The sequence below is a fragment of the Agrobacterium sp. 22-214-1 genome (genome assembly GCF_053522465.1).
Window position 1 is genome coordinate 469,893 of sequence record NZ_JBNWCK010000002.1, and the last position, 21,446, is coordinate 491,338.

Annotated in this window: 19 protein-coding genes; 13 read left to right on the forward strand and 6 right to left on the reverse strand. The window is 60.1% G+C overall.

Annotation, left to right across the window (positions count from 1 at the left end; all coding sequences use genetic code 11):
* Positions 1-33 precede the first annotated feature (33 nt).
* The 6 genes from ACQZ5G_RS11965 to ACQZ5G_RS11990 all read left to right on the forward strand — a co-directional run bounded on the left by ACQZ5G_RS11965 (position 34) and on the right by ACQZ5G_RS11990 (position 7,276).
* Positions 34-1,053, forward strand: coding sequence for a LacI family DNA-binding transcriptional regulator (locus ACQZ5G_RS11965; protein WP_149622562.1), 1,020 nt, complete (start codon positions 34-36; stop codon positions 1,051-1,053).
* A 49-nt stretch (positions 1,054-1,102) separates the two neighbouring features.
* Positions 1,103-2,338 (forward strand): ABC transporter substrate-binding protein, encoded by a 1,236-nt coding sequence (locus ACQZ5G_RS11970; protein WP_448738205.1) that lies wholly within the window; start codon positions 1,103-1,105, stop codon positions 2,336-2,338.
* A gap of 94 nt (positions 2,339-2,432) precedes the next feature.
* Complete coding sequence (locus ACQZ5G_RS11975) at positions 2,433-3,353, forward strand: carbohydrate ABC transporter permease (RefSeq protein WP_448738204.1); 921 nt, start codon at positions 2,433-2,435, stop codon at positions 3,351-3,353.
* Positions 3,350-4,213, forward strand: coding sequence for a carbohydrate ABC transporter permease (locus tag ACQZ5G_RS11980; RefSeq protein WP_448738203.1), 864 nt, complete (start codon positions 3,350-3,352; stop codon positions 4,211-4,213). The genes ACQZ5G_RS11975 and ACQZ5G_RS11980 overlap by 4 nt, the downstream gene beginning before the upstream one ends.
* Before the next feature lie 14 nt (positions 4,214-4,227).
* On the forward strand, positions 4,228-6,183 hold the full coding sequence (locus ACQZ5G_RS11985) for a glycoside hydrolase family 127 protein (RefSeq protein ID WP_448738202.1): 1,956 nt from the start codon (positions 4,228-4,230) through the stop codon (positions 6,181-6,183).
* 10 nt (positions 6,184-6,193) lie between these two features.
* A complete protein-coding gene (locus tag ACQZ5G_RS11990) occupies positions 6,194-7,276 on the forward strand; it encodes an ABC transporter ATP-binding protein (protein WP_448738201.1) in 1,083 nt (360 codons plus the stop codon).
* A 191-nt stretch (positions 7,277-7,467) separates the two neighbouring features.
* On the opposite strand, the gene ACQZ5G_RS11995 is transcribed toward ACQZ5G_RS11990, so the two are convergent.
* On the reverse strand, positions 7,468-8,046 hold the full coding sequence (locus ACQZ5G_RS11995; RefSeq protein WP_149622439.1) for an FCD domain-containing protein: 579 nt from the start codon (positions 8,044-8,046) through the stop codon (positions 7,468-7,470).
* A 509-nt stretch (positions 8,047-8,555) separates the two neighbouring features.
* Here ACQZ5G_RS11995 and uppQ point away from each other — a divergent pair.
* Positions 8,556-9,191: a polysaccharide biosynthesis GNAT family N-acetyltransferase UppQ gene (uppQ, locus tag ACQZ5G_RS12000; RefSeq protein WP_080819305.1), complete on the forward strand. Its 636-nt coding sequence runs from the start codon at positions 8,556-8,558 to the stop codon at positions 9,189-9,191.
* A gap of 54 nt (positions 9,192-9,245) precedes the next feature.
* Here the strand turns inward: uppQ and ACQZ5G_RS12005 are convergent, their stop codons facing one another.
* The 5 genes from ACQZ5G_RS12005 to secA form a co-directional block, all read right to left on the reverse strand.
* On the reverse strand, positions 9,246-10,517 hold the full coding sequence (locus ACQZ5G_RS12005; protein WP_080819304.1) for a GNAT family N-acetyltransferase: 1,272 nt from the start codon (positions 10,515-10,517) through the stop codon (positions 9,246-9,248).
* 8 nt (positions 10,518-10,525) lie between these two features.
* The gene (gene uppV, locus ACQZ5G_RS12010) at positions 10,526-11,941 is read right to left on the reverse strand and encodes a Wzx-type polysaccharide biosynthesis protein UppV (protein ID WP_448738200.1); all 1,416 of its coding nucleotides are present in this window, start codon (positions 11,939-11,941) and stop codon (positions 10,526-10,528) included.
* A 57-nt stretch (positions 11,942-11,998) separates the two neighbouring features.
* A complete protein-coding gene (gene mdoC, locus ACQZ5G_RS12015; RefSeq protein WP_448738199.1) occupies positions 11,999-13,201 on the reverse strand; it encodes a glucans biosynthesis protein MdoC in 1,203 nt (400 codons plus the stop codon).
* 81 nt (positions 13,202-13,282) lie between these two features.
* Entirely contained in the window at positions 13,283-14,176 is an 894-nt protein-coding gene (locus ACQZ5G_RS12020) for a DMT family transporter (RefSeq protein WP_448738198.1), read from the reverse strand.
* Positions 14,177-14,311: 135 nt separating this feature from the next.
* Positions 14,312-17,029: a preprotein translocase subunit SecA gene (gene secA, locus ACQZ5G_RS12025; protein WP_003520900.1), complete on the reverse strand. Its 2,718-nt coding sequence runs from the start codon at positions 17,027-17,029 to the stop codon at positions 14,312-14,314.
* A 242-nt stretch (positions 17,030-17,271) separates the two neighbouring features.
* On the opposite strand from secA, the gene ACQZ5G_RS12030 reads away from it, so the two are divergent.
* The 6 genes from ACQZ5G_RS12030 (at position 17,272) to ACQZ5G_RS12055 (ending at position 21,435) form a co-directional block, all read left to right on the forward strand.
* Positions 17,272-18,135 carry a peptidylprolyl isomerase gene (locus tag ACQZ5G_RS12030; RefSeq protein ID WP_035237262.1) on the forward strand — a complete coding sequence of 288 codons (864 nt, stop codon included), beginning with the start codon at positions 17,272-17,274 and terminating at the stop codon, positions 18,133-18,135.
* An 85-nt stretch (positions 18,136-18,220) separates the two neighbouring features.
* Positions 18,221-19,462, forward strand: coding sequence for a bifunctional glutamate N-acetyltransferase/amino-acid acetyltransferase ArgJ (gene argJ, locus ACQZ5G_RS12035; protein ID WP_448738197.1), 1,242 nt, complete (start codon positions 18,221-18,223; stop codon positions 19,460-19,462).
* A gap of 18 nt (positions 19,463-19,480) precedes the next feature.
* Positions 19,481-20,257, forward strand: coding sequence for a GNAT family N-acetyltransferase (locus tag ACQZ5G_RS12040; RefSeq protein WP_448738196.1), 777 nt, complete (start codon positions 19,481-19,483; stop codon positions 20,255-20,257).
* On the forward strand, positions 20,254-20,667 hold the full coding sequence (mutT, locus tag ACQZ5G_RS12045) for an 8-oxo-dGTP diphosphatase MutT (RefSeq protein ID WP_003522547.1): 414 nt from the start codon (positions 20,254-20,256) through the stop codon (positions 20,665-20,667). Before ACQZ5G_RS12040 ends, mutT begins: the two co-directional genes overlap by 4 nt.
* A gap of 170 nt (positions 20,668-20,837) precedes the next feature.
* Positions 20,838-21,152 (forward strand): hypothetical protein, encoded by a 315-nt coding sequence (locus ACQZ5G_RS12050; protein ID WP_003522548.1) that lies wholly within the window; start codon positions 20,838-20,840, stop codon positions 21,150-21,152.
* A 94-nt stretch (positions 21,153-21,246) separates the two neighbouring features.
* Complete coding sequence (locus ACQZ5G_RS12055; protein WP_003522549.1) at positions 21,247-21,435, forward strand: Flp family type IVb pilin; 189 nt, start codon at positions 21,247-21,249, stop codon at positions 21,433-21,435.
* Positions 21,436-21,446: the final 11 nt, after the last annotated feature.

The following is a 21,446-nucleotide window of genomic DNA, read 5'->3' on the forward strand; positions in this document are numbered from 1 at the left end:
GTTTTCTCACCTCCTATCGAAGAGGAGGTGGGACTGAGCAACCAACGCACCAGAGCAGGACGTATCACGATCCACGATGTTGCTCGTGCCGCCGGCGTCAGCGTTTCCACCGTCTCCAAGGCGCTGAATGACAATGGTCGGATGGCGGCTGCGACGCGTGCCCGAATAAAGCAGGTGGCGGAGAGTGTCGGTTTCCGCCCCAATGCCCTGGCGCGGGGCCTGCTCTTTAACCGCTCCTTCACCATCGGCCTCCTGACGAATGATACCTATGGCCGCTTCACCCTGCCAGTGATGGCGGGCGTGTCCGAAGCGTTGGTGGATCAAGGCGTCTCGGTCTTCCTCTGTGCGATCGAGGATGATCCGGCCCTGGGAAAAATCCACGTGAACGCCATGATGGACAAGCAGGTGGACGGCATCATCGCCACGGGAAAACGCATCGACCGATCACTTCCGGTCGATCTTACCGGGCTTCCTGTTCCAGTCGTCTACGCGTTCACCGAAGGCGCGCCGGATAGCGTGACGCTAACGTCGGACGATGGGCATGGGGCAGGTCTTGCCACCGATTGGCTGCTCGGCCTCGGTCGGCGGCGGCTGGTGCATGTCACCGGGCCGGAAAGCTTCGCTTCGGTCCGCGAGCGCGCCTGTGCCTTTCGCGCCAGCGCGGGTGAGGGGGCGGAAGTGCTCAGCGGCATCTGGGCGGAGAGTTGGGGGCATGAGGCCGTCGGCCGCCTCTGGTCGCAGGCAGGAGAAAGGCCTGATGGCATCGTCTGCGGCAACGACCAGATCGCGCGCGGCGTAATCGACGCACTGCGCGAGCGAGGGATCCGTGTGCCGGAGGACGTCGCCGTCGTCGGCTTCGACAACTGGGAGATTATGGCCGCCCAGGCGCGCCCGCCGCTGACCTCGGTGGACATGAACCTGAAAGAACTGGGCAAGGAGGCGGGCCGGACCGTGCTGGCGCTTGCCGAAGGCAAGTATATCGAGCCGGGGCTGCGCAAACTGCCGTGCCGGCTTGTCGTGAGGCAATCCTGTGGAGGCAGGCCGCCTGATTGAAGTGAGGAGACGGAGTAGTCGATGACGCTCCGCGATATGGAGGAAAGTCATGCTCAGAAAATTATTGGCCGCGACATGCCTGTTTTCGGCTGCGATGCTGTCGTCCGCGTCAGCGGAAACTGTCTCTATGTGGGTTCGCTCGGGCATCGGCGATTCCTTCAAGGAGGTAGTCAAGGCGTATAACGCCAAGGGTGGCGACAGGGTCGAACTGACCGAAGTGCCTTTTGCCGAGCTGGTTCAGAAATACGCCACCGCAATTGCGGGCGGACAAGCGCCTGACGCGCTCTCCCTCGACTTAATCTACACGCCGGCCTTTGCCGCGGCTGATCAGCTCGAGGACATGACGGACTGGGCGAAGTCGCTGCCCTATTTCAATTCGCTCTCGCCGGCCCATGTGAAGCTCGGCACCTATGAGGGCAGGATCTATGGTTTGCCCCTGTCGGTGGAGACCTCGATCTTCGCCTGGAACAAAGAACTCTATAGGAAGGCCGGACTGGATCCGGAAAAGGCGCCGGCAACCTGGGAAGAGATCGCCGCCAATGCGGAGAAAATCCGTGTGCTGGGCGGCGACACCTACGGCTTCTACTTCTCCGGTGGCGGCTGCGGCGGATGCATGATCTTCACCTTCACGCCGCTCGTATGGGGTGCAGGCGCCGACATCCTGTCGGCAGACGGCAAGACGGCGACCCTCGACACGCCTCAGATGCGCAAGGCAATCGACGTCTACCGGAACCTGATCGCTAAGGACACGGTTCCGGCGGGTTCGGCGAGCGACAACGGTGTTAATTTCCTGTCGATCACCAATGGCAAGATCGGCCAGCAGAGTCTTGGCGCCTTCGCAATCGGGACGCTGGTCACGCAACATCCCGAGATCGATTTCGGAGTGACTCTGATTCCGAGTGTCGATGGCAATCCCTCCTCCTTCGCCGGCGGCGATAATTTCGTCGCGACCAAGGGCACCAGACGGATCGGTAACGTCAAGGCCTTCCTGGAGTACATCTATTCTGTCGACGGCCAGAAGATCATGGCGAAGTTCGGCAGCCTGCCGACGCGTTCGGATATTGCCGACGAGGTGCTTGCCGGCCTCGATCCCCGCCTCGGCGTCGCCATGAAGGCGGTATCGGTCGCCAAGACGCCCTATACGCTGCAGTTTAACGACCTCATCAATTCGGCGAACGGCCCCTGGGCGACTTTCACCAACGCCGCGATCTACGGTGATGATGTCGACGGCGCCTTCGCCGACGCGCAGTCGGACATGCAATCGATCATCGACGCGGCACAATAAGTAGCGCCGAGCGGAACGGACCACTCTCCCGCCCAAACCGCAGGAGGAGCAGAAAGGCTCCTCCTTGCTCCAGCCAATCGAAAGCGAACGTACCATGACGACGCCCCACGTCCCATCCCGGCCGCCCCGTGCGCTGCGCAAGCGAAGCAGATCAGGCCTGTCGGGCCTTATCTACATTGCGCCGGCTATGGCCCTGGTCACGTTGTTCTTTGTGATCCCCGTGCTGTTCACGCTCTGGATGAGCTTTCACCGCTGGCCGCTGCTCGGCGCGCCCCGCTGGATCGGGCTCGGAAACTACGCCCGCATGCTGACGGATGCGCGCTTCTTCACCGCCCTCGGCTTCACTGCCCACTACACGGTGGTGGTCACGATCGCCATTTTCGCAATCGCCTTTCCTCTCGCCTTCTTCGTGGAGAAGCAGAGACGGTTCGTTTCAATCTATCGCACCATCATCTTCCTGCCTGTCGTCGTCGGCCTTGCCTCGGCGTCGCTGCTATGGGTGTGGCTCGCCAATGTCGACAGCGGGCTTTTTGCGCCCTTGCTCCAAGCGCTCGGCCTAACGTCCAGCCGGGTGAACCTGCTCGCGACTTTTGACATGGCCTTCCTCACCGTCATCATCATGGTGGTCTGGAAGGTCGCGGGCTTCACCATGATCATTCTTCTGACCGGACTTCAGGCGATTCCGGCCGAACTGACGGAGGCCGCGCGCATCGATGGTGCCCGCCGCTGGCAGCGCTTCCGTCATCTGACGCTTCCGCTGATGCGCCGCACACTGGCGCTGGCGCTGATCCTGTCGATCACCGGCTCGATCCTTGCCTTCGACCAGTTCTACATCATGACGTCCGGTGGGCCGCAGAACCGGATGATTTCAGTGGTCTACTACATCTTCAACCAGTCCTTCGTATCCTTCAATCTTGGCTATGGCGCAGCGCTGTCCATCGCGCTTCTGGCCATTCTTGTCGCCATCAGCATCGCACAACTCCGGCTGCTCAAAGTGGGAGACGACCGTCCATGAAGACCCGTCGGAATATTCGAGCCCGCAAGGTGTTCTTGAGCCGCATCGCCTATCACGGCGTCGGTATCGGAACGGTATTCTTCTTCCTTGCGCCGTTCCTTGTCAGTTTCCTCGCCTCGTTCCGGTCGAACAGTGAAAACGGGCAGCCGCCGCTACCGCCGTGGCCGATCAACGGCATCAGCATCGATGCGTACCGGACGCTGGACGGGTTTGGCTCCGGCGTTTGGCAGCACACACTCAATTCGCTTGTCGTGTCGCTGGGCACCGTTGTCCTGACCGTGGTGGTCAGTGTGCTTGCCGGCTACGGTTTCTCGCGCTACCGCTTCCCGTTGAAGAACGCGCTCTTCGTGCTGATCATCACCACGCTCATGATCCCGTTCCAATCGATCCTCACTCCGCTCTTCATCATTCTGGCGAAACTCGGCCTCAACAATTCGCTGTTCGGGCTGATGCTGATCTACGTGACGCTGCAACTGCCCTTTTCCGTCTTTATGATGCGTAACGCCTTCGATGCAGTGCCTAAGGAAATCGAAGAGGCTGCCCGTATTGATGGAGCACGGGATTTGAAGCTGATTTTGCGCGTCCTGACGCCGCTTGTGATGCCCGGCATCGCGACGGTCTCCATCTTTGCCTTTCTCAATGCGTGGAACGAGTTCTTGGCCGCACTCGTACTGCTCTCCAGCAACGAGAACTATACGTTGCCGGTCCTGATGACGGCAGTTCGTGCCGGGCGGCTCGGCGCGATCAACTGGGGAGCCGTCCAGGCCGGCGTCACCGTCATGGTCGTGCCCTGCCTTTTCGTCTTCCTTCTCCTGCAACGCTACTACATGCGCGGCCTGATGGCCGGGGCCGTGAAATGAAAGAGAGTAAGCCCATGAACAATACCCCCAAAACTCGCCAGTTCCGCCCTGTCGCCGTCCCGGATGTCGAGGTGGGAGGCCTCTTTGGCCAGAAACAGGACGCAATATGTCAATCCACCGCCGCCACGCTTCTGGATCGCTGCATTGAAGCGGGCATGCTTCGTCAGATCGATATCGACCAGCCGGGCCCCGGTGTCGTCATTCCTTACCATAGCATGAGCCCGACCATGCCGGCCACCGAGAGCAAGGCGCGGGTATCCACACAGATGTTCTGGGACAGCGATTTCGGCAAGTCGATCGAGACCGCCGCCTATTCGCTTTATCGCAAGCCCAATCCCGAGCTTGAGGCGCGGGTCGATGCCATCATCGATCTTTACGAAAAGCTTCAGCGGCCGGACGGCTATCTCAATTCGTGGTATCAGCGTATCGTCCCCGGCCGGGAATGGACGAACCTGCGCGATACGCATGAACTGTATTGCGCGGGTCATCTGATGGAGGGGGCTGTTGCCTACTTCCAGGCGACAGGAAAGCGAAAGCTGCTCGACATCATGTGCCGCTATGCCGACCACATGATCGCTGTGTTCGGGCGCGGCGAGGGCCAGATCGCCGGCTATTGCGGCCACGAGGAAATCGAACTCGCGCTTGTCAAGCTTGCGCGCGTTACGGGAGAAAGGAAATATCTCGGCCTCTCGAAGTTCTTCATCGACGAGCGCGGCACCCAGCCGCATTACTTTGATATCGAGGCGCGCAAAGACGAACGTGATCCGAAGAACTTCATCTTCGGAACCTATGAATACAACCAATCCCATGTGCCGGTGCGCGAGCAGCGGAAAGTCGTTGGGCACGCGGTGCGGGCCATGTATCTCTATTCCGGTATGGCTGACATCGCCACCGAGTATAACGACGATACGCTGAGCACGGCACTCGACGCGCTTTGGGAGGACCTCACCGCCAAGCAGATGTACATCACGGGCGGGATCGGTCCGGCTGCGGCTAACGAAGGTTTCACCGACTACTACGATTTGCCGAATGACACGGCCTATGCGGAGACCTGCGCCTCTGTCGGGCTTGTTTTCTGGGCGAGCCGGATGCTTGGACGCGGCCCGAACCGGCGTTATGCGGATATCATGGAGCAGGCGCTCTACAACGGCGCCATGTCGGGCCTTTCCATTGACGGCAAAACGTTTTTCTACGAGAACCCGCTGGAAACGACGGGCGGGCATCACCGGTGGAAGTGGCATCACTGCCCCTGCTGCCCGCCGAATATCGCCCGCCTCCTGGCCTCGGTCGGTTCCTACATGTACGCGGTAGCCGATGATGAGGTCGCCGTGCATCTTTATGGCGAAAGCACCTTGCGCTGCACGCTCGCCAACAGTGCAGAACTGACGCTGAAGCAGGCCACCAACTATCCCTGGGAGGGCAGCATCGCGTTCAACGCAGCGCTTGCCGCGCCGGCGCATTTTGCGCTTTCGTTGCGCATTCCGGCATGGGCCGAGGGGGCGACACTCAGCATCAACGGGGACATGCTGGATCTGCGTGCCGTCACCGTCGACGGCTATGCCCGTATCGAACGCGAATGGGCCGACGGTGACAGGGTGGCTCTTTTCCTGCCGCTGTCGCTGCGGCCGCAATACGCCAATCCCAAGATCAGACAGGATGCCGGCCGCGTTGCGTTGATGCGCGGGCCGTTAGTCTATTGCGCCGAAGAAGTCGACAATGGCGGCGATCTGAACACCTTCTTCGTGCCGGCCAAACTATCGCAGGAGAAGACCGAGATGCTGGCGGACCTCGACGGCGCGGTCGCCGTCGATCTCGCCGTCGAGCGGGAAGACGCTTCCGGATGGGGCGATGCACTCTATCGCACGGCGCCGGCCGAGCGCAAACCTGCCTCGCTGCGCCTTGTACCCTATCATCTCTGGGACAACCGCGCGCCGGGCAGCATGCTCGTCTGGCTGCGGGCGATGAAATGAGGTGGCCCCAATGACGAACGATGCACGGGCCACGAGCCTGACGCTGACGGCGGTGCGCAAAAGCTACGGCAGTCTCGATGTCATTCACGGTGTCGATCTGACAATCGGCGAGGGCGAGTTTGTCGTCTTCGTCGGGCCTTCCGGATGCGGGAAATCCACGCTGCTTCGCATGATCGCCGGGCTGGAAGAGGTGACCGACGGCGAAATCGCCATCAAGGGGCGGGACGTCACGGATCTCGATCCTTCGGACCGCGGCATCGCCATGGTTTTCCAGTCCTATGCGCTTTATCCACACATGAGCGTGCGGGACAATCTCGCATTTGGCCTTAAGATGTCGCGGACCGATGCGGCGGAAATCCAGGCTCGAGTCGCGCAGGCTTCCGCAATTCTCAAGATCGAGCATCTTCTGGGCCGGCGGCCGGGTCAGCTTTCCGGCGGGCAGCGGCAGCGCGTGGCGATCGGCAGGGCCATCGTGCGCAAGCCTGACGTCTTTCTGTTCGACGAACCCCTGTCGAATCTGGACGCGGAGCTGCGCGTCTCGATGCGGATCGAAATTGCCCGGCTGCACCGAAACCTGAACAATACGATGATCTATGTGACGCATGACCAGACGGAAGCCATGACGCTTGCCGACCGGATCGTCATCCTGCGGGATGGCCGGATCGAGCAGGTTGGCACGCCGCGGCAGGTCTACGAGGACCCGGCCAATACGTTCGTAGCCGGATTCATCGGCTCGCCCCGCATGAACCTGCTGGAAGGGCAGTGTGCGCAAGGCGGCGTTCGCATAGGCGAGGCGCTTCTGCCGTTGCCATCACTTCATGTCGGTCTTGCAGAACAGGCCCCTGTGACCCTCGGCATCCGGCCCGAACACATGCTGATCTCGGAAGACGCCGAAAAGGGCATTCCAGCTGTGGTGGAGTTCACTGAGTATCTCGGCGGCACCTACTATATCTACTGCCGCTTGGCGGGAGGGCAGAGCATTACCATCGAAAGCCAAGGCGACCTGCAGCCCACCAACGGGGAGCGAATAAGGATCGCTTATCCCGCCGCGCGTAGCTTCGTCTTCGACGACAAGGGCCGCCGCGTGAGGTAACGGTAAAAACGCGACGATGAGCTGCTCGCCGGGGCAACAACAGCATTCGATTCGACCTCGATGTTGCACGGCGGCGCAGGTTCGCAAAGGCCCGCTCGAAAGCATAGCGCCCGTCGGAGTGTCTCGACAGTTTATTTTCGTCCGTAGGTGCCGGATCTGGCTTTTCAAATGCTCAAAGCAAGTCTGTAAGGTCAACGGGTCAAAAGACGGTGGAGGACGTTCTTCAAATGGCGGTGGAGCGCCTCGATGGCGCGATATACGTCCCGATCTTTCAGCGCCACGACGACGTCCACATGTTCCTCCGTTGACCGTATCGTGTTGACGGTGTTGACGGCGTCGCGGTTGAGGAGTCTGAGAAGATACATCTTCTGACTAAGACGTTGATAATAGGCGGTAATTTGCTCGTTGTCGAAAGCCGCCACGAAGCTGCCATGAAAGAGTTCCTGGAGTTCGCGAACCGGCGCAACCAAATCCGAGGACTGCCCGAACCCTCTGACAAGCTCGATGATATCGGCATGCGCCTGCGGCATATCGTTGATCCAGGCCGGAGAAAGGCCTTCGGCAAGCCGACGAAGACCTTCCGATTCCAGTAGTTCGCGGAACTGAAATTTGCCGCCAACGAATTTGACATTGGGATAGAATATCGTCGCCCCGAGACGTTTGCGACAAAAGCTCTGACGGCATTCAAGGGAGGCAGGCGACGGGAGGGTCAATAGCGACTTTCTAGGCGGGAAGAGCTTGGCTGATCGTGAAGGGTCGCACCAGTTCAAGTTACGTTGCCGCTTGCCGTCAAATAACGCCGTCTTTTCGCTTCCGTTCCGCTCCTATCCTGTACCTAGCCGCATTTCGCGTTCATCAGGCGACTTTGAGCCTCATCAGTAAGCTACTGAAAATATGACGTAAATTGGCGGATAAATTTCTGTGGATAGGGTAGACAAACCTCTTTTTGAGTGCGGCGCGTCTACCAATTCCGCCATTGGGGCAACGGTGGTAATGCCACGGCGTCTATCATGGTCAAGGCCATGCGTGCAACCCCAAAGCTGACTTATCCTTTTGAATTGCGCGTGTTTGCGCGCGCGTTTTTCCGTCTTTGCTGGGCCGCCGATCAAAAATGTTGCGGAGGGTGGCTGTGCCGGATCGCGACACCTGCAGTTGCGGCATTAGGGTAATATTAGGGACCTCTAATAAATTAGAATATACGCAATTACTAATTGAATTATGATGTTAGCGTGGAGTTTCCACGCGGGGCGGGAATGGCCAAACTCATAGGGAGGAAATTATGAGGGCTTTTTCTCGCAATTTATTACTGTCCGCCTGCCTGATCCTGCCGATCAACGCTCATGCGCTGGATATCGGGATCGGAGGCGAGAATGGGGTTAACGCCAGTGTTGGCGACAATGGCAGCGGCGGGCTCGGGGTCGATGCCTCCGTTGGCGGCAGCAGTGGCGTTAACGCCAGTGCGGATGTCGGTGGCAGGAGCGGCGGCGGGCTGGGTGCGGATGTCAACGCATCGGTCGGCGGCAGCAATGGGGTCAATGCGGATGTCAATGCATCCGTCGGCGGTTCCAGCGGCGTCAATGCGGGCGTGAACGCTTCCGTTGGCGGTTCGGATGGCATCAATGCCAATGTCGGGGCCAATGTGGGCGGCTCGAGCGGTGTCGGTCTCGGCGTCGGCGTCGGTATCGGCGGCTCCGGTTCGACCGGCACGCCCGGAAATCCCGGCGGCAGCACCACCAATCCGGGCGGCTCGGGCACGGTGTCTCCCGGCGCGATGCGCAATGCCCTGCAAGCCTATAACGATATGTCGCGGACCGAGCAGATCAAGCTCGCCCGCCGTTGTGTCGATATTCTGGGCGGCGGATACGATGCGGCGCTGACGCAATTGTGCAAGATGATCCGGACGGCCTCGCGCTGAAGCAGGCTTTGCCCGTGTCGGAAACTTCGAAGGGCGCCACCGGCGCCCTTCGGATCAATTGCCCTTGCGTCCGAAGGACAGGATCTTCTGCCGTAGGCTGCGGGCGAGGTTGCGGGTGTTGCGGTACATGTCCACCTGCGTGGAAACCTGCCGCACGTCCCGGTCGCTGTTCTGGGCAAGCCCGACGACCAGCGTACCCATTTCCTGACGCTCCTGCCAGAAGCGGCTCATGATCGGATGATCGGGCACGGCGCAGCTGTCGCTGCGCAGAATATTGGCATCGTCCAGATGCCAGTCGGTCAGTTTCTGCACCAGCAGCTTGCCGGGAGAAAATTGCGCATAGCTCTCGTCGAAAGCGGTCTTCCACGTATAGGCCTCGCCCGCCGTGATGAAGACGACCATGGAGGCGATGGCGCTGCCATTGAGATCGATGGTGTGGATACGCACCGCATCCGCTTCGGCCAGATTGGTGATCGCCTCGCGGGCGAAGGCGGCGCGATAACGGTCGTTGACCAGCGCGGTGCGCTTGCGGCCTTTCCAGCCGCTCGCCTCCAGTGCCAGAAACTCCTCCATGCGGTAACGCACGTCCGCTGGTTGCCGGGTAACGGTATAGGAGAGGGGCCCAAGTTTTTCGAGCTGACGCCACTGCCTGTTCATTTCGCGCAAATGGTGCGGCGCAAGGGCGTTTCGCAGATAGGCCTTGCCATCGAGAAGGCTTTCCAGCATCGGCCGGTAATAATTGCCCGTCGTCGTCACCGGCAGGTTGCGGCTGAGCGCGATGGCTTTGAACATGCGGGCAAACGGCCCTTCCAGCCGAACATCCGGCAGAACCAGAACATTCGGCAGACGCATGTTGCTGTCGGAAAGCGCATCGAAAAGATTGTCGAGGGTTTCGGCGGCGCCTTCGGTGTCGACCAGCGGCGTGCCGAGCGGCCCGAATGGATTGGCCCAGACGCGAATGATGGAGGGACCGATGGAAAAGCCCGGCTTTTCCACGGTAAAGGGCATCAGGAAGCGCATGCGGCTCCTGGCACCATTCTCATCGCGAATGAGGGCGAAGCGCACGGACTTGTCGTCGATGCGCGGCATGGCGGGCGCGAGAAGCCTTCCGGTGAAGAAGACATTCGCCTCCATGACGCGGTTGGACAGAAAGTCGAGTTCTTCCTGCATGTCATAACCGAGCTGACCCGGATAGATGCAGAATTCCCGGCCATCGCGGCCCACGCGTCGGCTGCTGTCGGCCACGGGGCGGTCACGCTCCGCAGACGCCATCAGTGCCGCGATGCGCGGGTCCTGAAAATCCGGATTCTTTGGATCGCTGGACATGCTTATCGTTACACCGCCTTCCCAGTGTTTTGACCCGCCCGGGGATCGTTGAAGGCAAAAAGGACGATCCCGAGTGTGCGGCGAATGGCAATATGCAATAGCACAGCTTCTATGCACATGGCTATTGCCACCGCTGCCGCGGCCCCTGCCAGACCATAGACCGGAATGAGCGCCATGTTGAGTGCAATGTTGCAACCGAAGATAATAATATAAAGGACGACGCACAATTTTTGTTTGCCGGCCATATTCAGCAATGTTTCTCCCGGGCCGATCAGCGCCTTGGCGAGGAAACCGGCGAAAAGGAAGAACATCAGCTCATAACCCTGAACGAAGCCGGGACCGAACAGCGACAGCAGGAACGGGCCGGCCAGAAGGACCACGCTGCCGACGCCGAGCGATGGCCAGAAGGCCCAGCGCGCGGCCTGGCTGGCGAAACCGGCGAGCCCCTGCCGGTCATTGGCCGACATGAGGGCGGCCAGGCGCGGGGCGGCGGCCGCCTGCACCGAGAAAAACACGAATTGCATCAGCACGATGGTCTTTGCCGCGGCAAAATAGATGCCGACCTGATCCGGCGGCAGATAAAGCCCGACGATCACCACATCGGAATTGGTCATCAAAAAACCGATGCCGTCGATCAGGAACATCGGGAAGGCGAACCTTATCCAGTGGCGGAAATGCACCCTGCGGGCCGTGCTGCGGAAATGCCGGTTGAGCCGGCGGTTCATGAAGGCGAAATGGAAGAGCGTGGTGACATAGGTGGCAAGAAGGGCCGTGAGCATGGCCGTCGTTGCGGTTTTTTCCGCGCCGAGACCGATTGCCACCAGCATGAACAGCAGGATCAGCACCGGGCGAACGATATAGGTGGGGCTGAGTGCGGAGACCGCCCAGCCATTGGCGCGCGCGGTGCCGTTCAGCACATCGCCCAACGCCACCATCGGCAGGGTGAAAAGCGCGAGCGAAACGGGAATGAGATAATAGGAGGCGATGCGTTCGCCGAAGAAATACAGGAAAACGAAACCGAAAATCGCAAGCGCGCTGGCGGAAAGCATGGCGAAAACCCGCGCCGTCGAGGTCAGCCCCATGATCTTGTCATGGGCATCCTCCAGACGATAGCCGGGTAAAAAGCGGATGACGGTGGTGTGAAAACCGAGACAGGAAAGATTGCCGAACAGGATCACCAGAACCCAGACGAAGGCGAACAGGCCATATTCGAATTCGCCCATCAGGCGGGCAAGGATGATCTGGGAAATGAAGGCAATACCGGCGCTGACGATACGCACCGCAAACGCAACCAGCGCCATGCGCTGCGCGCGGGAGACCTCATCTCCGCCGGAAAGAACAACGGCGACTTTCGCTACCAGCGGCGAAAGCTTCGCGCGCAGGCCTGCGGGTAAGGCTTTTTCCGCCGTGTTGAGGATAGCCATGATCCACACGCCATCATTTCCAGTTGAATAGGCAGGCCGATCATACGCGCTTCATCCTTAACGAAGGGTTTGGGACGCGCCGGCCTGTGTGCCAATATCGTCCGCCACGCGTGGCTTGCGAATGCCGTTGAACAGGAAAAGGGCGAGCGGGCTGAGGCGTATCGCCTGATGCAGCATATAGGCCGTCGCCGTGGTGGCCGCGACGATGATGGTGAATTCCACGACCGGCGGCAGCGCAATGAGGATGAACAGCGTTCCGAAGGCGTAGATCAGCGGATGGTGAAACAGGTAGATGGTGAAAGACGCATCCGTCATGCGTCTGGCTAGCCGGTTCGGCCTGTCGAAATAGCGGCAGGCGAGGTCTATCAACAGACGGCTTGCCGTCACCGCCGCAATTGCCGACACCAGCACCAGCAGGGCCGAATTCGAAAAGGGATATTGCAGGCGCAGGGTCACCGCCGTCGCGATGGCGCCCGCCGCGATGACGCCGGTGAGAAGGCCCGTCTGACGAAAGCGGTGAAAGAGGGCGCGGTCACGATGCAGCAGCGCGCCGATGAGGAAGAATGGCAGGTAACGCGCATAGGGATCGGAAGCGCGTTCATAGAGAAGAAAGAGGCCGCTTCCGCTCTTTGCCGCAAGCAGGCCGGATCCGTAGATCATCAATTCCCACACAACAGGTATGAGGCAGAGCATTGCGAAAAACAGGGTGGTATGCCGCTGCCGCAGGCTGCTGAACCAATCTTTCACATAGGCCAGTGGCGGGCGTTCCGCGAGAAACAGCAGGCCGGCAAGCAGGATCGAATAGAAGATAAGGGCCGGCAGGAACCATAGATGCATGATCCACTGTTCGCTCGGGCGCAGCAGGCCGGGCAGGCTCTCAAGCAGTCGGTCGACCGGGATATCGCCTTTGGCGACGCCGGCCAGTTGCAGCAGGAAAAGCTGCAAAGGCCCGAGCAGAAGAATGGCGACGATGAAGGGCACGCCGAGGCGCAGGAAACGTTGCCTCAGCCAGCGCATCTTGCCCTTCTTGCCGATGACCATGGTGGAAAAATAGCCCGCCACCAGAAAGAATGCCGGCATGCGGAAGGTGACGAGTGCGGCACCCAGCGCGCTCAGAAGCGGGCTGGTGCCGAAATCCTTGATGTCCCATGGCAGGGCATGGCTGTAGAGGAGGGAGGCGTGATAGGGAATGCCAAGCAGCATGAGGAGCGCCCTTAGCGGGTCCCAGTAATGCTCGTAGTCAGATTTGCCCGGTTGCATTTTTCCCTCGCGCCGTAGGCGCGATCCCGTATGATCAGCAATGACCAGCACGACTATTGGTGGAAAACGCTAATAAACCCTTCACGCCCCGGAGGGTGTGGGCGGAGCCTTTTTCCTTGGCATGAGATCGAGGACCAGCGCACAGCCCAGAATGATGATGCCGGCGCCGAAAAGCTGGGGAAGCGAAAGCGGCTCATCCAGCACCAGCGCGCCGACGAGGACCGCAACGACGGTCACGGCGAATTCCACGCTGATCGCCCTGGTTGCGCCGATTGAGGAGACAAGCTTGAAATAGGTGATGTAGGTGAGGCCGCTCATGACCACCGCCTGTACGAGAAGATAACCGTAGTCGATGAGGCGTGGTGTTCCGGGCAGGGGCACGGCCAGAAGAAGCGGCAATGTCATCAGCCCGCCCGTGAGAAAGGAGCCGATGGTAATTTCCCACGAACCCACGCCCTTGAGATAGCGGCTGGCATAGTTGCTGCCATAGGCGGCGCAGATGCAGGCGGCGAGAGCGGCGGCACAGCCGATGATGAAGCCGGTCGTGACGGGCACAGCGGGGAAGCCGACAAGCAGCAAGATGCCGCTAAAGCCGATGACGAGGCCGGCAAAGCCTTGTTTCGTGAGGCGTTCAAGCCCCCAGACCTGCGATATGAGCATGGAAAAGAGCGGGATGGTGGCCACCAGAATGGCCGCCATGGCGGTGCCGACCAGCGGCGTCGCATAGGAGAGGCCGATCAACTGTCCCGCGACCGTTGTTGCGCCGACGACGGCGAAGGCGCGCCAGCTCGCGGAAAATGCAAGCTTTCGGCGCGCCGCAATCGCGATCAGAAACAGGGTGATGGCGGTGACCAGCGAACGGAGCGTGACCGCACCGATCCAGCCGAAGGCCTCGACGACATGCAAAAGCAGCAGGAAGGACATTCCCCACGCGAGTGCGAGAAAAACATAAGCGGCAAAGTCGCGAGGGGCCATGAAAGCTTTTTCCGGAAGACGATCCGGCTCCCATATTGGAAATTGCCGATATCCGTCAACAGCGATCGAGGGGTGTAACGAAAATCGCCCGCAACCGAAGGTGCGGGCGATGTCGTTTGTCTGTCAGGAACTGCCTCAGGCCTGTTCGTAAACGCCGTGGCAGTGCTTGTATTTCTTGCCGGAGCCGCAGGGGCACATTTCGTTGCGACCGATGCGACCCCAGGTGGCGGGGTTTTCCGGATCGCGATCCTCGGCCGGCACGAAGGCGGCGGGCGCGGCCTGCTGGCCCAGCGCCATTTCGTCTTCGCCCGTATTGGGGTCGAGATGATGCGCCGTCATTTCCGGCAGTTCCGGCTGCTGCGGTTCCTGCTGCACCAGTTCCACGCGCATCAGCTGGGCGGTAACGGCCTCGCGCAGATTGGCGAGCAGCGCCTGGAACAGTTCGAAGGCTTCCGCCTTGTATTCCTGCAGCGGGTCGCGCTGGGCATAACCGCGGAAACCGACGACCGAGCGGAGATGGTCGAGGTTGACGATATGTTCGCGCCACAGATGGTCGATCGTCTGGAGAATGACCGAGCGTTCCACATAGGTCATGATCTCGGGGCCGAAACGTTCCGCGCGCTCGGCGGCGTATTTATCGGCGGCCTCGGTGACACGCTGGAGAATATCGTCCTCGGCGATGCCTTCTTCCTTGGCCCATTCCTCCACCGGCAGGTCGAGGTTGAGGAACTGGGCGATGCCGGCCTTCAGGCCTGCAATATCCCACTGTTCGGCATAGGCATTTTCCGGAATATGCTTGGTGACGAGCGTTTCGATCACTTCATGGCGCATATCGGCTGCGGTTTCGCCGATATTGTCGGCTTCCATCAGCTCGAGACGCTGCTCGAAGATCACCTTGCGCTGGTCGTTCAGCACGTCGTCATATTTCAGCAGGTTCTTGCGGGTCTCGAAGTTGCGGGCTTCGACCTTCTTCTGGGCGCGTTCCAGCGCCTTGTTGATCCACGGATGGACGATTGCCTCGCCTTCCTTCAGGCCGAGCTTCTGCAGCATCGAGTCCATGCGCTCGGAACCGAAGATGCGCATCAGGTCATCCTGAAGCGACAGGTAGAATTTCGAACGGCCCGGGTCGCCCTGACGACCGGAACGGCCGCGCAGCTGGTTGTCGATGCGTCGGCTTTCGTGGCGTTCGGTGGCGATGACGTAAAGACCGCCGGCGGCGAGCGCCTTTTCCTTCAGAACCTTGATCTCGGCGCGGATCGCCTGTTCCTTGGCGTCGTGTTCCGGACCCGGCTCCATGCCTTCGAGCTCGCGCTCAAGCCGCATGTCGACGTTGCCGCCGAGCTGGATGTCGGTACCGCGGCCAGCCATGTTGGTGGCGATGGTAACCGCACCCGGAACGCCGGCCTGCGAAACGATATAGGCTTCCTGCTCGTGGTAACGGGCGTTCAGGACCTGGAAATCGGAGAAGCCGGACTGACGCAGGAGATGCGCCAGAAGCTCGGATTTTTCGATGGAGGTCGTACCCACCAGAACCGGCTGGCCGCGTTCATGCGCCGCCTTGATCTCGGTGATGATCGCCTGGAACTTCTCCTCGCCGGTGCGGTAAACTTCGTCGTCCTCGTCGATACGCTGGATCGGCAGGTTGGTCGGCACTTCGATGACGTCGAGGCCGTAGATGTTGCCGAATTCTTCCGCTTCCGTCGCCGCCGTACCGGTCATGCCGGCCAGCTTTTCGTACATGCGGAAATAATTCTGGAAGGTAACGGAGGAAAGCGTCTGGTTTTCCGGCTGGATCTGCACCTTTTCCTTGGCTTCGAGAGCCTGATGCTGACCTTCGGAATAACGGCGGCCCGGCATCATGCGGCCGGTGAATTCGTCGATGATGACGATTTCGTCGTTACGGACGATATAGTCCTTGTCGCGGGTGAAGAGCTTGTGGGCCTTCAGCGCATTGTTGATGTGGTGAACGATGGCGACGTTTTCGACGTCGTAAAGCGATTCGCCCTTCAGGAGACCCGCCTGCCGCAGCAGGTTCTCGAGCTTTTCGGTGCCGTCTTCGGAGAAGTTGGCTGAGCGCTGCTTTTCATCGATTTCGTAATCTTCCGGCGTCAGCAGCGGAATGAAGGCGTCGATGGTGTTGTAAAGGTCGGAACGGTCGTCCAGTGGGCCGGAAATAATGAGCGGCGTGCGCGCCTCGTCGACCAGGATCGAGTCGACTTCGTCGACGATCGCGTAGTTGTGGCCGCGCTGAACCATCTGGGCGCGGTCATATTTCATGTTGTCGCGCAGATAATCGAAGCCGAGTTCGTTATTCGTGGCGTAGGTGATGTCGCAGGCATAGGCCTCGCGGCGCTGGTCGTCGTCCAGCCCGTGGACGATCACGCCGGTCGTCAGGCCGAGGAAGCCATAGAGCCTGCTCATCGTGGCCGCGTCGCGCTTGGCAAGATAGTCGTTGACGGTGACGACATGCACGCCCTTGCCGGCAAGGGCGTTGAGGTAGACCGCAAGGGTCGCCACCAGCGTCTTGCCTTCACCGGTCTTCATTTCCGCGATGGCGCCGCCATGCAGAATCATGCCGCCGGTCAGCTGCACGTCGAAGGGCCGCATATGCAGAACGCGGCGCGACGCTTCGCGGGCGACGGCGAAAGCCGGGATCAGCAGGTCGTCCAGCGTCTTGCCATCGGCAAGCTGCTGGCGGAACTCAGCGGTCTTGGCCGCCAGCGCTTCGTTGGAGAGCGCCTTGGTGGCTTCTTCCAGCGCATTGATGGCTGCGATCTTGCTTTTATAGGAGCGGACGCGGCGGTCATTTGCCGAACCGAACAACTTGCGGGCTATTCCGCCGAGACTGACCATCTTACTGGCCCTTTCTGAAATTCCGTTTTGCCGGGCGCTTTTCTCCGTCACGCCGATTTCAGCATAAATGACGGACTTCGCCCTTCAACGTATCTGGACGCGAGGTTGCGTGACAGATAAGAGGGGGGGCAAATGATGTCAACGGTTCCGCCCGTTACAGAATGGCCACAATCCGGTGTTTGGAAGTTTTTTCAGAGCCGGAAACCATGTCTGGAGCCGGCATTGTCCCCGAAAGGTTCAAAATGTTGCGCTATAATAAAATTGCGGCTGCGGTGATTGTGGCCACGCTCGGCCTCCAGCTTCCGGCTTTCGCACAGGAAGACAAGGTTGTCGCCAAGGTCGGCGATCTGGAAATCCACCAGTCCGAACTCGATCTCGCCATGAGCAACCTCGACCCGCAGCTCGCGCAGCTTCCCGATGAGCAGAAGAAGGTTGCAGCCCTTTCCGGCGCGATCGACGTCAAGCTTCTGGTGAAGAACGCCAGCGCCGAAGGTCTGGAAAAGACTGAAGATTTCAAGAAGCGCATGGAATTCATCCAGGACCGTGAGCTGCACAACGCCTATTTCCGCAAGCACGTGGTCGATGCCGTTACCGCTGACGAAGTAAAGGCCCGCTACGACAAGGAAGTCGCGGCCCTGCCGCAGGAAGAGGAAATCAAGGCCGCGCACATTCTCGTCGCCAGCGAGGACGAAGCCAAGGACATCATCAAGCAGCTTGATTCGGGTAAGGATTTCGCCGCGCTCGCCAAGGAAAAGTCGACCGATTCCAACAAGGATGACGGCGGCGATCTCGGCTGGTTCGGCAAGGGCCGCATGGTGCCGGAATTCGAAGAAGCCGCTTTCGGTCTCGAAAAGGGCGCCTACACCAAGGCTCCGGTGAAGACCCAGTTCGGCTTCCACGTCATCAAGCTGGAAGACAAGCGCATCGCGCCGCCGCCGGCTTTCGAGCAGGTCGAGCCGCAGGTTCGTCAGCTTGTCATGCGTGACAAGTACGTTGCCCTCATCGAGAAGGCAAAGGCCGACCAGAAGATCGAAATCATGGATGAGACGCTGAAGAAGGGCTACGACGAAGCCACGAAGGAACAGCAGGCTCAGCCGCAGCAGTAAAAACAAATGTTACGGGGCGGCTATGGGCCGCCCCGTTTCATCTCAGGCATTCCAGACCCCTTTTCCAGAATTTCAGGCGCTTCCCATGTCCGTTGCCGTTTCCCCGCTCGCTCCGAAATCCTATCCCGACATGCCTGCGCTGCGCGGCGTTCGCATGGCGACGGCTGCCGCCGGCATCAAGTACAAGAACCGCACCGACGTTCTGCTCATGGTGTTCGACAAGCCGGCAAGCGTCGCCGGCGTCTTCACCAAATCGAAATGCCCTTCCGCCCCGGTCGATTTCTGCCGCGCCAATCTCGGCGGCGGCGTGGCGCGCGCCGTGGTGGTCAATTCCGGCAATGCCAATGCCTTTACCGGCGTCAAGGGCAAGGCCGCGACCGAATTGACGGCGAAATCCGCCGCTGCCGCCGTTGGCTGTTCTGAAGGCGAGGTGTTCCTGGCATCGACGGGCGTGATCGGCGAGCCGCTGGATGCCTCGAAATTTGCCGGCGTTCTCGGCGACATGAATGTCAGGGCGGAAGCCGATTTCTGGCAGGAAGCCGCCAAGGCGATCATGACGACCGACACCTATCCCAAGGTTTCGACCCGCACCGCCGAGATCGGCGGCGTGATCGTGACGATCAACGGCATTTCCAAGGGTGCTGGCATGATTGCGCCCGACATGGCGACGATGCTCTCTTTCGTGGTGACGGATGCGGATATCGAGCCCGCCGCCCTGCAGTCGCTGTTGTCTGCCGGTGTTGGCCCGACATTCAATTCCGTGACGGTCGATAGCGACACTTCCACCTCCGATACGTTGATGCTGTTTGCGACAGGTGCTGCCGCTGAAGACGGTCAGGTGAAGGTAACGAGCGCCGATGACGAGCGCCTTGCCGGCTTCCGCACCGCGCTGAACGATCTCCTGAAGGACCTTGCCCTGCAGGTGGTTCGTGACGGCGAAGGCGCGCGCAAGATGGTGGAAGTCACCGTAACGGGCGCGGAAAACGATGCCGCCGCCAAGAAGATTGCCCTCTCCATCGCCAATTCGCCGCTGGTGAAGACTGCGGTTGCCGGCGAAGACGCCAATTGGGGTCGCGTCGTCATGGCTGTCGGCAAGTCCGGCGAAATGGCCGACCGTGACCGCCTCGCCATCTGGTTCGGCGGCGTGCGCGTAGCCGTCAACGGCGAGCGTGACCCGGATTATTCGGAGGCGGAAACCAGCGCGATAATGCGTCTCGAAGACATTCCGGTGAAGGTGGATATCGGTCTCGGTCAGGGCACTGCCACCGTCTGGACCTGTGATCTGACCAAGGAATATGTTGCGATCAACGGCGACTATCGGAGCTGACCGTTGGAGCCGAAGAGAATGCAGGACAATAAAGCCGTCAATCTGCCGCTGGTTCGCCGTCTGGAAGCCGTCAGCTTCCGGGCATGGCCTGCCTCGTCGGTGATTTATGACGGCAGCTGGCAAATCCGCCTGACGGGTTCGCACCCCTCCAAACGCATCAACTGCGTGGTGCCGCTGGACCCGTCCGATTACGGAAACAGCGCGGTGCGGCTGGAAAAAGCGCGCAAGCGTTTCGAAGATTTCGGCAGACCGCTGGTGGTGCGCGAAACGACGCTGATGCCGCCGCAGCTCAGGGATTTTCTGGCGAATGACGGCTGGTCCGTGTTCGAAGAGGTGACAGTCATGACGGCCGATCTCTCCGGCATGGAACTGCCCGAAACGCTGGTCAGCCTGCCGAGCCACGATATCGGCCGTTTTGTCGAGGCGAGCATCAAGGTCAGCGATAGCGACCCGGCGCTCCGTCCGGCGATTGCGGAAATCGTCAGCTCCATCAAGCCGGCGCTCGGCCTCTTCATCAATGAGGAAGTGGAAGGCAATCCGCTCGCGACCGTGATCTGTGTGCAGGATAACGACCTTGCCGGCATCATCTCCCTCGATGTCGAAAAGTCGCAGCGTAAAAAGGGCCTCGGCACGCAGGTTTTGTCGTCGGCACTGCGCTGGGCGAGAATCAGCGGCGCAAAAACCGCCTGGCTGCAGGTGGTTTCCACCAATGCGCCGGCGATCGCCCTTTATGAGAAATTCGGCTTCTCCGAGGCTTATCGTTATCGCTACTGGCGCAAGGGAGCCGGCGAATGAGCGAGGCTGGCAAAAAAATCCTGCTGGTCGCCGCCTGCGCCCTTCTCGATCAGGATGGCCGCATTCTTCTGGCGCAGCGTCCCGAAGGCAAGTCACTTGCGGGCCTGTGGGAATTTCCGGGCGGCAAGGTGGAGCATGGCGAGACGCCGGAGGAAACCCTTGTCCGTGAACTGGACGAGGAGCTGGGCATCAAAACCAAGGTCGCCTGCCTCGCACCGCTGACATTTGCCAGCCACACCTATGAGACCTTTCACCTCCTGATGCCGCTTTACGTGTGCCGCCGTTATGAGGGCATTGCGCATGGACGGGAAGGGCAGGCGATTAAATGGGTGAAGCCGCAGGCCCTGCGCGATTACCCCATGCCGCCGGCCGATGAGCCGCTCATCCCCTTCCTGCAGGACCTGCTATAAAATCGGGAAGCCCCCGAGGTCCTCGCGTATATCCCGTCACAGCTTCGTGAAAATGCCCCGTTTGCAGCGCTTTGCCGTGCCAAAACGGGGCTGTGTTAAGAGATCGTTCAGCACCCTCTGGCAGATTGTTAAGCTAAAGAAGCGGTAAACTGCGCGAGACGAGGTTGGTCATGAACGAGGATTTCTGGAAGACGGTGGAAGGTCGTCACTTGTATTCCGACAAATCCCGTCGCACCGGCGTGCTCAATGTGGCGCTGCTTTTCGGCACGGCGGTTATCGCGCTCTCACTCATCGTCACTCCCATGCTTGCTGGGAAATCCTCCACGCGGGTGGCGCAGTTTCCCGACAATTACGACATGATCAGCACGGGCTCCATCAAGAAGACCGATGTGGGCAAGACCTATTCCATCCGTCGCAGCATCACCCAGCCGATGCCGGAAATGCCCTGCGTGGTCACGGGTTATAGCAACGAGAGCGGTTGCTGATCGTTTACCATCAAAGGTAACGGATTCCTCACATCGCCGACCTAGGATAGAGTTGATTTCAACAGGGCAGAAGCCGGTTGTCGCAACGCACCGGATGGCGGATGGGGAATATCCTGTGCTGCATTTTTTCATCAATTTTTGCAAAAGCGAAGACGGTGCGACAGCGATTGAATACGGCTTGATCGCCGGGCTGATTTCCGCCGCCCTCATCGCTGGCGCAGGCAGCATCAGCAGCAATATCAATGCCGTGTTTCAGTTCATCGTAGACACTTTGGCAAGTTGAAGCCTTTCGGC

Bases quoted from the DNA above. Each gene is read 5' to 3' on its own strand.
- ACQZ5G_RS11970 (WP_448738205.1), top strand. From the start codon at position 1,103: ATGCTCAGAAAATTATTGGCCGCGACATGCCTGTTTTCGGCTGCGATG.
- ACQZ5G_RS11975 (WP_448738204.1), top strand. From the start codon at position 2,433: ATGACGACGCCCCACGTCCCATCCCGGCCGCCCCGTGCGCTGCGCAAG.
- ACQZ5G_RS11980 (WP_448738203.1), top strand. From the start codon at position 3,350: ATGAAGACCCGTCGGAATATTCGAGCCCGCAAGGTGTTCTTGAGCCGC.
- ACQZ5G_RS11985 (WP_448738202.1), top strand. From the start codon at position 4,228: ATGAACAATACCCCCAAAACTCGCCAGTTCCGCCCTGTCGCCGTCCCG.
- ACQZ5G_RS11990 (WP_448738201.1), top strand. From the start codon at position 6,194: ATGACGAACGATGCACGGGCCACGAGCCTGACGCTGACGGCGGTGCGC.
- uppQ (WP_080819305.1), top strand. From the start codon at position 8,556: ATGAGGGCTTTTTCTCGCAATTTATTACTGTCCGCCTGCCTGATCCTG.
- ACQZ5G_RS12005 (WP_080819304.1), bottom strand. From the start codon at position 10,517: ATGTCCAGCGATCCAAAGAATCCGGATTTTCAGGACCCGCGCATCGCG.
- uppV (WP_448738200.1), bottom strand. From the start codon at position 11,941: ATGGCTATCCTCAACACGGCGGAAAAAGCCTTACCCGCAGGCCTGCGC.
- mdoC (WP_448738199.1), bottom strand. From the start codon at position 13,201: ATGCAACCGGGCAAATCTGACTACGAGCATTACTGGGACCCGCTAAGG.
- ACQZ5G_RS12020 (WP_448738198.1), bottom strand. From the start codon at position 14,176: ATGGCCCCTCGCGACTTTGCCGCTTATGTTTTTCTCGCACTCGCGTGG.
- secA (WP_003520900.1), bottom strand. From the start codon at position 17,029: ATGGTCAGTCTCGGCGGAATAGCCCGCAAGTTGTTCGGTTCGGCAAAT.
- ACQZ5G_RS12030 (WP_035237262.1), top strand. From the start codon at position 17,272: ATGTTGCGCTATAATAAAATTGCGGCTGCGGTGATTGTGGCCACGCTC.
- argJ (WP_448738197.1), top strand. From the start codon at position 18,221: ATGTCCGTTGCCGTTTCCCCGCTCGCTCCGAAATCCTATCCCGACATG.
- ACQZ5G_RS12040 (WP_448738196.1), top strand. From the start codon at position 19,481: ATGCAGGACAATAAAGCCGTCAATCTGCCGCTGGTTCGCCGTCTGGAA.
- mutT (WP_003522547.1), top strand. From the start codon at position 20,254: ATGAGCGAGGCTGGCAAAAAAATCCTGCTGGTCGCCGCCTGCGCCCTT.
- ACQZ5G_RS12050 (WP_003522548.1), top strand. From the start codon at position 20,838: ATGAACGAGGATTTCTGGAAGACGGTGGAAGGTCGTCACTTGTATTCC.
- ACQZ5G_RS12055 (WP_003522549.1), top strand. From the start codon at position 21,247: ATGGCGGATGGGGAATATCCTGTGCTGCATTTTTTCATCAATTTTTGC.